This is a genomic window from Saccharothrix sp. ALI-22-I (assembly GCF_001984175.1).
In the GTDB taxonomy this organism is placed as follows: domain Bacteria; phylum Actinomycetota; class Actinomycetes; order Mycobacteriales; family Pseudonocardiaceae; genus Actinosynnema.
In genome coordinates, this window is the sequence record NZ_MTQP01000069.1 from 544,913 (window position 1) to 559,059 (window position 14,147).

General features: G+C 71.5%; 10 protein-coding genes. 3 read left to right on the top strand and 7 right to left on the bottom strand.

The window, feature by feature from the left end; all coding sequences use genetic code 11:
* Positions 1-3: 3 nt before the first annotated feature.
* From ALI22I_RS44600 to ALI22I_RS44620, 5 genes are all read right to left on the bottom strand, one after another.
* Positions 4-585, bottom strand: coding sequence for a hypothetical protein (locus ALI22I_RS44600; RefSeq protein ID WP_143532763.1), 582 nt, complete (start codon positions 583-585; stop codon positions 4-6).
* A 326-nt stretch (positions 586-911) separates the two neighbouring features.
* The gene (locus tag ALI22I_RS44605) at positions 912-4,001 is read right to left on the bottom strand and encodes an efflux RND transporter permease subunit (protein ID WP_077011599.1); all 3,090 of its coding nucleotides are present in this window, start codon (positions 3,999-4,001) and stop codon (positions 912-914) included.
* 350 nt (positions 4,002-4,351) lie between these two features.
* Positions 4,352-4,768 carry a hypothetical protein gene (locus ALI22I_RS44610; protein ID WP_077011600.1) on the bottom strand — a complete coding sequence of 139 codons (417 nt, stop codon included), beginning with the start codon at positions 4,766-4,768 and terminating at the stop codon, positions 4,352-4,354.
* Entirely contained in the window at positions 4,753-5,145 is a 393-nt protein-coding gene (locus ALI22I_RS44615; RefSeq protein WP_077011601.1) for a hypothetical protein, read from the bottom strand. Before ALI22I_RS44615 ends, ALI22I_RS44610 begins: the two co-directional genes overlap by 16 nt.
* Positions 5,146-5,352: 207 nt before the next feature.
* Positions 5,353-6,462: an amidohydrolase family protein gene (locus tag ALI22I_RS44620; protein WP_077011602.1), complete on the bottom strand. Its 1,110-nt coding sequence runs from the start codon at positions 6,460-6,462 to the stop codon at positions 5,353-5,355.
* Between the two features lie 146 nt (positions 6,463-6,608).
* On the opposite strand from ALI22I_RS44620, the gene sigJ reads away from it, so the two are divergent.
* Entirely contained in the window at positions 6,609-7,448 is an 840-nt protein-coding gene (sigJ, locus tag ALI22I_RS44625) for an RNA polymerase sigma factor SigJ (RefSeq protein ID WP_077011603.1), read from the top strand.
* Positions 7,449-7,490: 42 nt separating this feature from the next.
* On the opposite strand, the gene ALI22I_RS44630 is transcribed toward sigJ, so the two are convergent.
* Positions 7,491-10,001: a hypothetical protein gene (locus ALI22I_RS44630; protein ID WP_077011604.1), complete on the bottom strand. Its 2,511-nt coding sequence runs from the start codon at positions 9,999-10,001 to the stop codon at positions 7,491-7,493.
* Positions 10,002-10,178: 177 nt separating this feature from the next.
* Between ALI22I_RS44630 and ALI22I_RS44635 the strand changes: the two genes are divergently transcribed.
* Entirely contained in the window at positions 10,179-11,594 is a 1,416-nt protein-coding gene (locus ALI22I_RS44635; protein ID WP_077011605.1) for an aminopeptidase P family protein, read from the top strand.
* A gap of 169 nt (positions 11,595-11,763) precedes the next feature.
* On the opposite strand, the gene ALI22I_RS44640 is transcribed toward ALI22I_RS44635, so the two are convergent.
* Positions 11,764-13,029 (bottom strand): hemolysin family protein, encoded by a 1,266-nt coding sequence (locus ALI22I_RS44640; RefSeq protein WP_077011606.1) that lies wholly within the window; start codon positions 13,027-13,029, stop codon positions 11,764-11,766.
* Positions 13,030-13,146: 117 nt separating this feature from the next.
* On the opposite strand from ALI22I_RS44640, the gene ALI22I_RS44645 reads away from it, so the two are divergent.
* The gene (locus ALI22I_RS44645) at positions 13,147-14,061 is read left to right on the top strand and encodes an effector-associated domain 2-containing protein (protein ID WP_077011607.1); all 915 of its coding nucleotides are present in this window, start codon (positions 13,147-13,149) and stop codon (positions 14,059-14,061) included.
* Positions 14,062-14,147 lie beyond the last annotated feature (86 nt).

A 14,147-nucleotide genomic window follows, 5' to 3' on the forward strand; every position in this document is an offset into this window, starting at 1 on the left:
CGTTCAGAGGTCGAGCCGGCGGCTGATCTCCAGCCGCCGGTCCACCGCGTCGGTGAGCCTGTCGGCCTGAGCGGGCACGACGTCCAGTGCCCAGCGGTGCAGCGTGCGGAGGAAGTCCGACAGGTCCCGCTGAACACCCAGGAGAAGCGCGGGCAGGTCGTCGCGCGCGAAGTCGATGTGTCGGGCGTTGGGCCCCGGCACATCGTCCATCGTGAACTCGGATTCGTCCTCCCAGACGCGGACCAGCGGGCCTCGGGGCTCCACCCACACATCCGGGTCGTGCCCGAAGCCGACGGTGTGCCCCTTGACCGCGCCCACCCAGTCACGCCATTCGTCGAGCCCGTTGCAGCACCCAGGGTCGATGACGACATCGCCCTCGACGACCCGCAGACCACCGGCTGCGCAGTACTCGCCGTCGTCGCACGCCAGGAACACGTCGATCGCCTCCGCCGCATCGGCCGCGATGACCGACAGGTGATCGTCGCCGACGGGTCCGACCAACGCCCACACCACGGCGCCGATCGGACCGGCCTCGGACGGAACCGGGAGGTCGTCGAACGCGTCCTGTTTGGACTTTGCGTTCACGCCGCGGTCCTTCGCTTCGACCGGGGTTTGAAGGTTTCGGTGCATCGACATCTCGTCCAGGGACAGCGCACCGTCCTCTACCAGGAAGGCCGGTGCGGGGCCACTACAGCTCCGCACCGGCCTGACTGCCGTTGTCACGGGCTCCCCCGGTCAGGGCGATACCGCCGACGAGCACCAGGACCACGCGATGCCGACGATGGCTGCCGAAACAGCGCGGACGGGTTGGCTCGTGAGGTTCGGCAAGGCACTGTCCCCCTTCCCCGGCGGCGTCTGACGCCGGGGCCCCTCCTCGGCGCGGACGCTGAGGAGGGGGATACGTGCCGGTGTCAGACGGTGACCGGCTCGCGGTCCTCGGTGGGCCGTGAAGCTTTGCGTGCCCGGCGGCGTTCCTTGCGGCCCTCGACCATCGAGTACAGCGTCGGCACGAGGACCAGGGTGAGCAGGGTGGAGCTGATCAGGCCGCCGATCACCACGATCGCCAGCGGCTTGCCGATGAACGCGCCCTCGCCGGTGATGCCCAGCGCCATCGGCAGCAGCGCGAAGATGGTGGCCGCGGCGGTCATCAGGATCGGTCGCAGCCGTCGTCGTCCGCCCTCGATCACCGCCTCACGCACCGGCATGCCGTCCCGCCGGTACTGGTTGACCAGGTCGATCAGCACGATCGCGTTGGTCACCACGATCCCGACCAGCATCAGCATGCCGATCAACGCGGGCAGGCCGAGCGGGGTGCCGGTGAGCAGCAGCAGGCCGATCGCGCCGGTGGCCGCGAACGGGATGGACACCAGCAGGATCAGCGGCTGCACCAGGCTGCGGAACGTGGCCACCATGATCAGGAACACGATCGCGATGGCCGCGAGCATGGCCAGACCCAGGTCGGCGAACGTCTCGGCCTGGTCGGCGCTGACACCACCGAGGGTGTGCGTGGCGCCCGAAGGCAGGTCCACAGCGTTCAGCCGCGAGGTCAGCTCGGTCGTCAGCGCGCCCAGGTCCGAGCCGGTGACCTTGGCCGACACCGTGGCGCTGCGCGCGCCGTCGGCGCGCCGCACCTGCACCGGACCGTCCACAACGGACACTTCGGCGACCTGGCCGAGCGTGACGCCACCAGGCAACGCCAACGCGCGCAACGCGTCCACGTCCGAGGGCGCGGTGCCGGTCCGCAGCACGATCTGCTGCGACTCACCGTCGATCGGCAGCTGCGCCACCGGCACGCCGCGCAACGCCTGCGCCGCGAACTGGCCGATGGTCTGGCTGCTGAGCCCACGTGCCGCCGCCGCGGCCTGGTCCACCGTGACCTGCACGCGCGGCGCGCTCACCGAGAGGTCGTTGGTGACCTCGCCGACGCCCGGCGTGCCAGTGACGACCTGCTGCACGCGGTCGGCCGCGTCCCGCAGCGAAGCCGCGTCGGGTGCGGTGACCAGGACGTCGATCGTGTCCGAGCCGAACCCGGACGCCGCCGCGCCGAACGCCACCTCACCCGCGCCGGCCGTGGCGGCCATCCGCTCGGTCAGCCGGGTCTGCAAAGCCTCCAGGTCGGTGCCCTCGCGGACGGTGGCGCGGACGCTGGTGTCGCCGTCACCGCCGAACCCGAACGCGGCCAGGCTGTTGTCCGTGCCGATGGTGACCTGGTAGGTCTCCACCTCCTCGGTGTCCGCCAGCGCGCTCTCCAGCTTGCGCGCCGCTTCGTCCCGGGCGGCCAGGCTGCTGCCGGGCGGCATCTTCTGCGTGCCCTGCAACGCGGTGCCGCCCGCGTTGTCGATGAAGTTGGTCTGCAGCGAGCCGGCCAGGCCGAGCGTGCCGCCGAAGATCAGCACCGCGATCAGCAACGTCACCCAGCGCCGCGTGGTGGCGAACCGCAGCACGGGCACGTAAGCGCGCTGCAACGGGCTGCGCTTCTCCTTCTCCAACGCCGCCTGCAAAGCGCGCTCGGCAGCCTCGGGGTCGGTCGGCACGGCCGGGCGCTTGAGGAACCAGAACGCCAGCACCGGCACGATCGTCAGCGACACCAACAAGGACGCCAGCAACGCCACGGTGACCGTGATGGAGAACGGCCCGAACAGCTCGCCCGCGATGCCGCCGACGAACGCGATCGGCAGGAACACCGCGACCGTGGTGAGCGTGGACGCGACCACCGCGCCCGACACCTCCCGCACGCCGTCGAGCACCGCCCGCTGCTTCTCCTCGCCGTACCCGAGGTGGCGTTTGATGTTCTCCAGCACCACGATCGAGTCGTCCACCACCCGGCCGACCGCGATCGTCAGAGCGCCGAGGGTGAGCAGGTTCAGCGACAGGTCGCCGGTGTAGAGCGCGATCAGCGCGACCACCACGGACAGCGGGATGGACACCGCCGTCACCAGCGTGGACCGCACCGACATCAGGAACAGCAGGATCACGATCACGGCGAACAGCAAGCCGAGCAGTCCTTCGGTGGTGAGGCCGCTGATCGCCTTCTCCACCTCGGGACCCTGGTCGAACGCGACGGTGAGCGTGGTGTCGGCCGCCTCGCCCCACTCGGCGAGCTTCTCGCGGACCTGACTGGAGATCTCCACCGCGTTGCCGTCGGCGGTCATGGTGACGCTGACGCCGAGCGTGGCCTGGCCGTCGGTGCGGGTGAGCACGGTGGCCGCCTCGGGCGCGGACTCGACCGCCGCCACGTCACCGAGTTTCACCGGGCCGGCGGGCGAGGCGAGCAGGAGCCCGCGCAGGTCGTCCACGGAACCGACCGGCCCGCCGACCTGCACGGTCAGCGTCTGGTCCCCCTCCGGCACGGTGCCCGCGGGCACGACCGCGCCCGCCGTGGTCAGCGCGGCGGTCAACGCCTGCGGCTCGACGCGTGCGGCACCGAGGCGGGCGTAGTCGACGGTGACGGTGACCTGGCGGTCGCGTTCACCGCTGACCGTGGCCTCCCGGACGCCCGGGATGGCCTCCAGGCCGGGCACGACCTCGGCACGCAGCCGGGCCGCGGCGGCGATGTCGTCGTCACCGGAGGTCGCGGCGAGCGCGATGACCGGGATGTCGTCGGTGCTGCCCTGGGCGACGGTGGGTTCGACGCCCTGCGGCAGGCGGGGCTGGAGCCGGTTCACCGCCTGCTGCATCTGCGCCACGGCGGCGTCGACGTCGGTGCCGTAGGTGAACATCACCTGCACCGTGGCGGAGCTCTCCGCGGAACGGGTGAGCACCTGCTCGACACCGTCGACGCCGCGCACGGCCGACTGGATCGGCTCGGCGACCTGGCTGTCCACCAGGTCCGGCGACGCGCCGGGGTAGGGCGCGATGACCACCGCGGCGGGTAATTCGATGGACGGGAAGAGCTGCTGCTTGATGGAGGGCAGCGTGAACACACCGAAACCGATCACGAGCAGGCTGAGCAGCCCGACGAGACTTCGGTTGGCCAGGCTCAGCCGAGCCAGCACGGACATCGTGGGAATCTCCTTGGTGAGCGGGCCGGCCGACGCATCGCTGCGCTCGGTGCCGCGGGCGGATGCGCGAACGCTTGCACACACCACCTGAGAACGGGCTCAGACACGGGGTGACCACGCGACCGCCGGCACCTGGCCTGACCTGCGTGGACAGTGATCATCACAAGATCGGGCCGGCCCGGTGATCTTCGTCACGGAGGCCGGGAGCCGTGCCCCCGGCCTCCTGCAACACCCCACGACGGCGGTGCCCTGCCGGACACCCGTTGTCTCGGCCGCCGTCACGGATCGACCGCCCGGGGCGTGGGGCCCCAGGCGGTCTGCCTCCAATACGAAATCGGTGACATTCCGGTTCACCCGGACTCTTCGGAGTACCGAAGTCCTGTGTGTCGCAGCCACAGCAGGCCGAGCACGGGCAGCACGAGCGGGATGAACCCGTAGCCGCCGCCGAAGTCGGACCACACCGTGGCGTCCGGGAACGCGTCGGCGAACACCAGGCTCGCCGCGCCGACCAGGACCACCCCGGCCAACTCGACCCCGCACGCGAGGTACGCGATCCGCCGCGACACCACACCACCCAGCGCCACCGTGGCCACGACGTACACGACCGCGGCGAACGCGGACAGCAGGTACGCCAGCGGGGCCTGCTCGAACCGGGTGGCGATCTGCACCGCCGACCGGGCCGTCGCGGCGAGGGCGAAGATCCCGTACACCGCGATCAGCAACCGGCCGGGCCCCGACCGGGTCGAGGCCTTCAGCCCGTCATCCACGGGGCACCCCAGATCTGGTTCAGCCGCAGGATCATCACCGGCACGCTCAGGCACGCCACGGCCAACACCCCGGCGCCCCACCGCGACCGGTCACCGAGCGCCCAGAACGCGCCGACCGGCAACACCACGGTCGTCGCGATCAGGTACCCGATGAACGTGGGCACGTCCACCTCACCCCGCACGACCCCCAGGACGTTGATCACGCCCGCCACCGCCTGTGCCAGCAGCCCCACTTCGAGGAGCACGATCACGCCGGCGAGGCCGAGGGTGGACTTGGTGGCCAGCGTGATGGGCCGGTTCGCGATGGCCAGCACCAGCGACCACAGGGCCGCGATGAGCGCCACGACCGTCAACGAGGTCGCGAGGACTTGGATCATCAGGCCTTCTCGGTAGGGCGGCGGACGACTACCGCCGCAACCTACCCGGCGTCACGACAGCGTCAGCGGCGACTCGCGCAGCGCGCCCAACTCGTCGTCGGCGAGCACGGCGACGATCGCGGGGACGTCCTCGGCGGTGGCACGGCGGATGATCACTGGTGCGCTCCTCCCTGGTAGGCGTGCCCTCACTGACCGGGCTCCTCCACCCTAAGGTCGAGCGGATCGGACGCCCCGCCGCCAGACCTCGACCACCGACCCGACCGCCGTGATGTCGGTGGTCGGGTCGCCGTCCACCAGCGCCAGATCCGCGCGCAGACCCGGCTCGACGCGCCCTCGATCGGTGAGCCCGAAATGGACAGCGGGCACGCTGGTGGCCGAAGCCAGAGCCTCCGACGGGGTCAAGCCGGCCAGGGTGAGCAGTTCCAGTTCCCGGTGCATGCTCACGCCGTGCAGCGGTGCGAAAGGGTTGGCGTCCGTACCCGCCACGATCGGCACCCCGGCCTCGTGCAGCACCCGGGCCGCGCGCATCGCGTGCTCGAAACTGCCGTGCGCCGCGTGGTCGACCGCATCGCCCTGCCCGGTGATCGACTCGAAGTACACCAGCGTGCTCACCACGAAAACCCCGCGCTCGACCACCCGGCCGACCAGGTCGTCACCGGCGTCGCACCACACGTGCGCCAGACCGTCGACCCCCGCGTCCACCGCGATCCCGACCTCCTTCCCGGTGATGGCGTGGGCGATGACTTTCAGGCCGTGGTCGTGTGCCGTGTCCACCAGAGCCACGACGATCTCGGGTTCGAGGGCCGGGAGTCGGAGGCCGTGCACGGCACCGTCATCGATCACGACCTTCAGGTAGTCGATGCCCTCCGCCACCCGTGCCGCCACGAACGCCCGCGCCTGGTCCACGTCCGCCACGGTGTCGAAGGGTTGTGCGGCGTCGCCGAACTCGTCGCCGATCGCCGCCAGCAGTTGGGTCGGGTGCCCGCCGGGCGCGGTGGCGAGGAGACCGGCGCTGCGGAGGTCGGCGACATCGTCGCGGGACGTGGCCAGCTCCCGTTGCCCGCGCAGGTTGCCCGGCAGGCAGAACATGTCCAGCTCGGTCGTCACACCCGCCGTCAGCGCTGCCGCCAGGCTGCCGTTGAACGTGTGCGTGTGCCCGTCGATGAGGCCGGGCAGCAGGGTCCTGCCCCTGCCATCGACCTCGACGTCCACCGGACCACCGGGCGCGGCGATCAGCGGGCCGTCGATCAGCACGTCGGCACGGGGCACGACACACCGGCCGTCGAACACTCGCACATCACGGATCAGGGTTCGCATGGTGTCTCCTCAGGGGACTGGGAACGTCGCCATCTGAGAGGACACGGACACCGGTGACTGTGACGTGCTGAGGTCCACATCACACCGTGTCACAGTCACCCTGTCGATATCGCTCATAGGGAGGACGCAAGGAAGAGGGAGGCGCCATGGGCGGCACGGACGCGTTCGTCGAGCACCGGGAACTGCTGTTCTCCATCGTCTACGGGATGCTCGGCACGGTCGCCGACACCGAGGACGTGCTCCAGGAGACTTGGCTGTCGTGGGCGCCCAGGGACAACGTCGAGAACCCGCGCGCCTACCTGGTCCGGATCGCGGTCAACCACGCGTTGCGCCGCCGCGAGAAGACGAGCCGCGAGACCTACCCCGGCCAGTGGCTGCCCGAACCGCTCGTCGGCGACACGGCGGACGAGGTGGTGCGCGGCGAGGAGTTCTCGATGGCCGTGCTGGTGGTGCTGGAAACCCTGACCTCCGCCGAACGGGCGGTATTCGTGTTGCACGAGGTGTTCGGGTACGCGCACCCGGAGATCGCGGTCATCCTCGGTCGCAGTCCGGCGGCGGTCCGGCAGCTCGCGCACCGGGCCCGCGAGCACGTCGAGGCCAGGCGGCCCCGGTTCACCGTGGACCCGCGCACCCGCCAGGAGGTGACCGAGCGGTTCATGGCCGCCGCACTGGGCGGTGACCTCGAAAACCTGCTCGAAATCCTCGCGCCCGACGTGACGCTGTGGACGGACGGCGGCGGCAAGGGACCGGCGACGAGCCTGGAACCGGTGCACGGCAAGGACCGGGTGGCACGGTTGCTGGTCACCGTCGCGAAGAACGTCCCCAGCACGACGGACCTGCGGTTCCGCCGCGTGCACGGCGACCCGGCGGTGCTGCTGTTCGCCGACGACGCGCCGTTCGCCGTGCTGGTGCTGGAGGTCCACGGCGACCGGGTCGGCCGCCTCTACTCGATCACCAACCCGGACAAGCTCGGCCACCTGGGCTGACGCGTCAAAGACCCCGAGGACCCCGGGCTCAAGGACCGAGGCTCAAGGACCAGGCCGGTCACCCGACAGGGCCAGATCGCCGATCACCACGGTCGTGCGCGGCGTCGCTACGGCGTCCGCCACGCGGGCCACCACCTCGTCGAACACGGGGTCGTCGTAGTAGTCGCTGTGCCCGCGCAACGGTGAGGCGACCATGTCCGGGTCCGGGTCGAGGAATTCCGGGTCGCGCAGGCGCACGTCGTTGCCGCAGCGGACACCCCACAGCTTCGTGCCCGCGTACAGCGGCTCGTCCGCCGTCTCCGGCCAGGCCTGCACCGGCCCGCCCAACGGGTCGGTCGACCGGTGCACGTTCCACCACCTGTCGCCGAGTTCGTCGTGCAGGCGGGTCAGCTCGGCGTGGCCGAGGTAGTGCGGGAACAGCCGCGAGTACGCCCACTGCAACTGCGAGCCGTAGGTGACCAGGCCGACCCGTTGCAGCGCGGCGACGGCGTCCGCCTGCCTGATGTACCGCTCGCCGTCGGCCGGGTCGGGCCGCTCGCTCTCCCGGCGCAGCAACGACAACGCGGCGAAGCACACGACACTGCCCTGGCTGTGCCCGGACAGCACCACCGCGCCCACGTCGTGGTGCCCGGCCAGCCGGACCGCGCGGGAGGTCAGCTCGATGGTGGCCCGACCGCCGTAGGGCGGCGGGCAGATCGGGTGCGCCAGCCGGGGCCAGAACGCCACCAGGTCCCACACGATGCCGACCGCCGTGCGCATCTTGGGGCTCTGCCACGTCCGCACACCCAACAACAACAGGACCACCACAAGACCGGACACCACCAGGCTGCCCAACGCACCGAGGTCCTGCGCCGGGCGGGTGGACAGCCAGTCGACCAGTCCGGGCGGCGGCGCGGCACGCCAGTCCGGATGCACCAGCCGGGCCAGCGCGACCCCGCCACCCGCCGCCACCAGCACACCGCCGAGCAACGCCATCGCGCCGAGCAGCCAGTGGTAGCGGTACTTGGCCGAGGCCAGCCGCTGGTTGAACGCCACCTTGCCGATGCCCGGCCGGTCCACGCGGCCCGGGTAGTCGGCCACCACAGCCTCACGGACCGCCGCGCCGACCGGATGCCGCGCACACGACGCCAACCCGATCGCGTACAACACACCGGCCACCGCCGCCGCGACCCAGAACGCCCAGCCCGGCATGGCCGTCCACCGCAGCGCCACCGCCACACCCGCGACCAGAGACCCGGCGGCGAACACGACCGCGCTCGACACCTGCCGCACCATGGCCGCCACGACCGGCGCCACCAGCAGCGGGAACGCGATCGCCAGCACACCCCACAGCCCGGCCCCGACCAGGTAACTCGTGCTCAGCACCAGCCCCGGCCCGCCGGCCTCGGGCACCGGATCGCCGACCCACTCCACCGCCCGGTACGCCAGCCCGCCGCTGAACCCGACCGCCAACGTGGTGGCGAGCGCCGCGATGACCACGGCCGCGTAGCCGTGCCACATCGGCCGGAACCGCTTGTCCGCCACCATCAACTCGACACCGCGCTTGGAGTACCGCAGCTGCACGCACGCACCGAACAGCACCACGAGCAGCACCATCGCCAACGCGGCCTCGATGTTGGTCACCGCCTCGAACCCGGCCAGCGGCTTCACCCCGCCGCCCGCGTCCGTCGGCACCCGCCACAGGAACGCGGTCGCCAGCGCGGCCGCCACCAGCAGGTACGCCACCGACACCCACTTCAACGCCCGCGAGTTCACCCGCCGCCGGTCCGGCGACATCACCACGCACCCGACGGCCCACAACAGCACCAGCCCGCCCAGCCCGATCACGAACCACGACAGCACGTCCGACGGCCGGTCCGGCTGCTCGGTCCGCAACGCGCCCGCGTACAGCACGCCCACCACCACACACGCCGCCGCCACGTGCGCGTCACGCAGCACGGGCGTGCGCGGCGACGTGTGCCAGAACGCGTAGTCGCCCAGGCTCCCGGAGCGGGTCTCCCACGCGTGGTGGGTGCCCTTGGGCTCGTACAGGAACGTCTGCCGACCGAACCACCACAGCACGGTGATCACCAGCCCCGGCGGCACCATGCCGACCAGCAGCATCGCCCCGAACGGCCAGTCGTCGAAGAACCCCAGGTTGGCCGCCCGGCACGCCACCGTGCCCGCGCACTGCCGCACCAGCAACTCCAGCGACACGTACGCGGTGGCCGTGACCAGCATGCACGTCAGCACCAGCCCGAGCAGCCGCAACACCGCCTCGGCGAACCGGCCCGCGCCCAGCAGCGTGTACCGGGCCAGGTTGAGGATCGCGAACGGGATCAGCACCAGCCACAGCGCCCGGCTCGCACCGCCCGACGTGAACCGCCCCCAGTGGAACGCCTCGACGGTCCGGGTGCGCCCGCTGGACAACGCCCGCGCCGGTTTGCCCGCCCGCAGGAACCGGGCCACGTCGTCACCGGCCACGGGGGTCGGGAACGGGTCGCCGAGCATCGCTTCCGGCGGTGTGCCGGACACCCCGTGCACCCGCAGTTCGACGACGTCCTCGGGACGCATGCGATCACCTGCCGTAGGTAGGCCGTGGGGTGTTGCCTACCGGATCGCCCGGATCGGGTAAGCCGTTTCGGTCCCGGAGCCACCCGGTTGGGCGATTCCGGGCTGGTGGCAGCATCGAGGCTGACGCCCGGTCGCCGATCGCGACCGGACGCGCCCCGACCCGAAAGGCTGCCCACGGTGACCAAACCCGCCCGCCGCGACCCGAGCAAGCTCGTCGACGCCTCCGGGTTCCGCGAGTTCGTCCAGCACGGCTGGGGCCCGGCCGACCGCACCGCGCGCCTCACGCCCGGCGCCGCCCAGGCCGCCGCTGCGCACCGCGACCGGCTCAGCGCCGCACTGCCCGGTGCACGCATCGCCGTGGCCGCCGGCTGGGCGCCGGTGCGGTCCAACGACACCGACTTCGGGTTCCGTCCCGACAGCGATTTCTCCTGGCTGACCGGCTGTTCCGCCGAGGGCGCGGTGCTGGTCATGCAGCCGGTGCAGGGTGGCCACGACGCCGAGCTGTTCCTGCGCCCGCCGGCCGGGCCGGACGAACCGGACTTCTTCGCCAACGCCCGTGACGGCGAGCTGTGGATCGGCCCCGTGCCGGGCCTGGCCGAGTGGACCGAGGCCCTGGGCGTGCGCTGCCGCCCGCTGCACGAGCTGCCGTCGGCGCTGCGCGGCAGGCTGCCCGCCGTGCACGCGACGACCGGCGTCGACCCGCTGCTGGACGCGTTGGCGGGCGCCGACCACACCGCCGAGCTGCGCACCGTGCTGGCCGAGCTGCGCCGGATCAAGGACGACTGGGAGATCGGGCAGCTCCAGGCCGCCGTGGACGCCACGATCCTGGGCTTCGCCGACGTCGCCGCCGAGCTCCAGACCGCCGTGAAGGGCGGCGGCGAGCGATGGCTGCAGGGCACTTTCGACCGACGCGCCCGGACCGCCGGCAACGGCCCCGGCTACAGCTCGATCGTGGCCGCCGGACCGCACGCGCCGGTGCTGCACTGGACGCGCAACGACGGCCCGGTACCCGAGGACGCCGTGCTGCTGCTGGACGCGGGCGTGGAACTGGACAGCCTCTACACCGCCGACATCACCCGCACGTTGCCCGTCTCCGGCGCCTACAGCCCCGCGCAGCGGCGAGTGCACGAGCTGATCGAGCGCGCGTCGGTGGCGGCGTTGGCTGTCGTACGGCCCGGCGCCGCGTACCGGGACTTCCACCATGAGGCCATGCGCGTCCTCGCCGAAGGACTGCACGACTGGGGCCTGCTGCCGGTGTCGGTAGACGAGTCGCTGGACCCCGACGGCCAGCACCACCGCCGCTACATCACGTGCGGCGTCGGCCACTTCCTCGGCCTGGACGTGCACGACTGCGCCAACGCCCGCTCCACCGCGTACCACGACGGCACGCTGGAGGTCGGCATGACACTGGCCGTCGAGCCCGGCCTGTACTTCCACCCGAACGACGAAACCGTGCCGCCCGAACTGCGCGGCATCGGCGTGCGCCTGGAGGAGAACGTCGTGGTGACGTCCGAGGGCAACCGGGTCCTGTCGTCGGCGCTCCCCGGTGACGTGGCCGGCCTGGAGGCCTGGGTGGCCGCCGCCGGCCGGTAGAAAACTTTCCCGCCGACCGGTCACATCCTTCGCGCCCGGTCCGTCAGTGCTGTGACGGACCGGGAACGAAGGAGTCGGAAACGATGACCGGATCAACGTGACCGTCAAGGAGCAGGCGGGCGTGAGCTGGGGCTGAGCGGAAGGCCCGTCCTCGCTCGGGGACAGGCCGTCACCGCTTCCGCAGGCGCACGGACGTGATCGCGTGGTGCTCGACCTTCAGCACCTCGATGGTCCAGCCGGACAGGGTGATCCGATCGCCCGGGTCGTCCGGGATGCGGCCGAGCACCACCAGGACCAGGCCCGCGATGGTGGCGTAGTCGCCCTCGGGCGCGTCGGGCAGTTCGATGCCCAGATCGACCAGGTCGTGCATGGGGAACGTGCCGGGCAGCACCAGCGACCCGTCCGCGCCGTTGCGCACGGCCATCACGTCGCGGTCGGTCTCGTCCAGGATCTCGCCGACGATCTCCTCCAGCAGGTCTTCGAGCGTGATGATCCCGTCCACCGCGCCGTGCTCGTCCACGACCAGCGCCAACTGCTCGCGTTCGGCCTTGAACCGCCGCAGCGCGTCCGACACCCGCACGGAATCGGGGAACACCACCGGCGGCCGGGCCACGTCGACCAGCCGGACGTCGTCGCGGAGCAGGTCGCGCAGGTGCACGACACCGACGACGTCGTCCAGGTGCCCGCCGCGTGCGACGGGCGCGCGGGAGTGGCCGGAGGCGGCCAGCGCGGTGCGGGCGGACGGCACGTCCAGCTCGGCGGCCAGCGTGACCACCGCGCGGCGCGGCACCAGGACCTCCCGCAGCCGGCGTTCGTTGATCTCCAAAGCGCCGGTCATGATCATGCGCTGCTCGGCGTTGAGACCCCGTTGGGCCGACACCAGCTCGCGCAGCTCCTCGGCCGACATCTGCTCGGACTCCGCGTCCGGTTTGCCGCCGAACAGCCGGACCACCACGTTCGTGGACGCGCTCAACGCCCACACCGCCGGCCGTGAGACGGTCGACAGGGCGTGCAGCGGCCGTGCCACCAGCAGCGCCCACCGCAGCGCGTACTGCATCGCCAGCCGCTTGGGCGCCAGCTCGCCGAACACCAGGGTCAGGAACGTCAGCACGACCGTGACCAGCGCGATCGCCACCGCGTTCGCCGCGTCGCCGAGGAACGACAGCGCGGGCACCAACGGCTCGGCCAACGACACCGCCGCCGTCGCCGAAGCCAGGAACCCGGCCAGCGTGATACCGATCTGGATGGTGGCCAGGAACCGGTTCGGATCACGGGCCAGCCGCACCAGCGTTCTCGCGGAGGCCCGGCCGTCGCGCTCCAGCGACCGCAACTGCCCCTCGCGCAAGCTGATCAACGCCATCTCGCTGCCCGCGAACACCGCGTTGAGCGACACCAGCACCGCGACCAGCGCAATGGTCCACCCGTACCCGTCCACACCTACCCCATACCCCGACCCGGCAGACGCGCAACGCTACCGGTGCGTTGGTCATTTCGAGTGGTGCCGCTGCCCCCGAACACCCCCACTGGGCTACAACAGCCTTGGGGAGGTCTCATGGGTGCGGATGCTGTGCACCGGTCGTTCGTGGTCGTGGACGTCGAGAGCTACGGCGACCTGACCCGGACGACCCACCAACGGCTCGCCGCGCGCGACGGCATGTACCAGGTGCTGATGACCGCGTTCGCCGACTGCGACCTGCCGTGGGACGACAAGATGGTGGACGACGCGGGCGACAGCCTGATCGTGGTCCTGCCCGCCGACGTCCCCAAGTCCCGCCTGGCCGACCACCTGCCGACGCGCGCCGCGGCGGAACTGCGCGCGCACAACGCGATCCACTCGCACGGCGCCCGGCTGCGCATGCGCATGGCCCTGCACTTCGGCGAGGTCGCCTACGACGGGCGCGGCGGCAAGAGCAGCGCGGCGCTGATCTTCGCGTGCCGGATCGTGGACACCGCCGAGGCGAAGCGCGCTCTGAAGGACTCCGCGGCCACCCTGGTCGTGATCGCCTCGGACCTGTTCTACGACTCGGTGATCCGCCACGACCCGGCGTCGCACCCGGAGGCCTACCGGCTCGTCGACGCGGACGTGAAGGAGACCCGGACCGAGGTGTGGATCCGCCTGGTGGACCACTACCCGGCCACCGCGCCCGTCACCGCCCGGTACCCGCAGCCGCGACCGCGGCATGCGTCGACGACGGCCGCGCTGGGCCCGATCGTGGAGGTCCTGCTGCGCACGCCCGGTTTCGACACCCGCGAAGGCCGCGACCTGGTGCTGCGCGACCTGCCGTTCGCGTCGTCGACGGCCCGCCTGTCGAGCGACCGCGCGGACACCGTGAGCATCGTCCGGTCGTGCGAGCACTACCCCGACGGTCTGGAGTCGCTGGTCGAAGCGATCCGCTTCTACGCCGCCGGCACCACCGCAATGGCGGAACTCGACACCCTCATGGCGGCGCGGCTCGGTGACGGGTAGTTGCCGGCCGCAGTACCGAATACCGCCATACGCACCTCTACCCGCACGTTTCCGCGACATTACACTGAGTCATGCCGTCGATGGTG

Bases quoted from the DNA above. Each gene is read 5' to 3' on its own strand.
- ALI22I_RS44645 (WP_077011607.1), top strand. From the start codon at position 13,147: ATGGGTGCGGATGCTGTGCACCGGTCGTTCGTGGTCGTGGACGTCGAG.
- ALI22I_RS44620 (WP_077011602.1), bottom strand. From the start codon at position 6,462: ATGCGAACCCTGATCCGTGATGTGCGAGTGTTCGACGGCCGGTGTGTC.
- ALI22I_RS44630 (WP_077011604.1), bottom strand. From the start codon at position 10,001: ATGCGTCCCGAGGACGTCGTCGAACTGCGGGTGCACGGGGTGTCCGGC.
- ALI22I_RS44615 (WP_077011601.1), bottom strand. From the start codon at position 5,145: ATGATCCAAGTCCTCGCGACCTCGTTGACGGTCGTGGCGCTCATCGCG.
- sigJ (WP_077011603.1), top strand. From the start codon at position 6,609: ATGGGCGGCACGGACGCGTTCGTCGAGCACCGGGAACTGCTGTTCTCC.
- ALI22I_RS44605 (WP_077011599.1), bottom strand. From the start codon at position 4,001: ATGTCCGTGCTGGCTCGGCTGAGCCTGGCCAACCGAAGTCTCGTCGGG.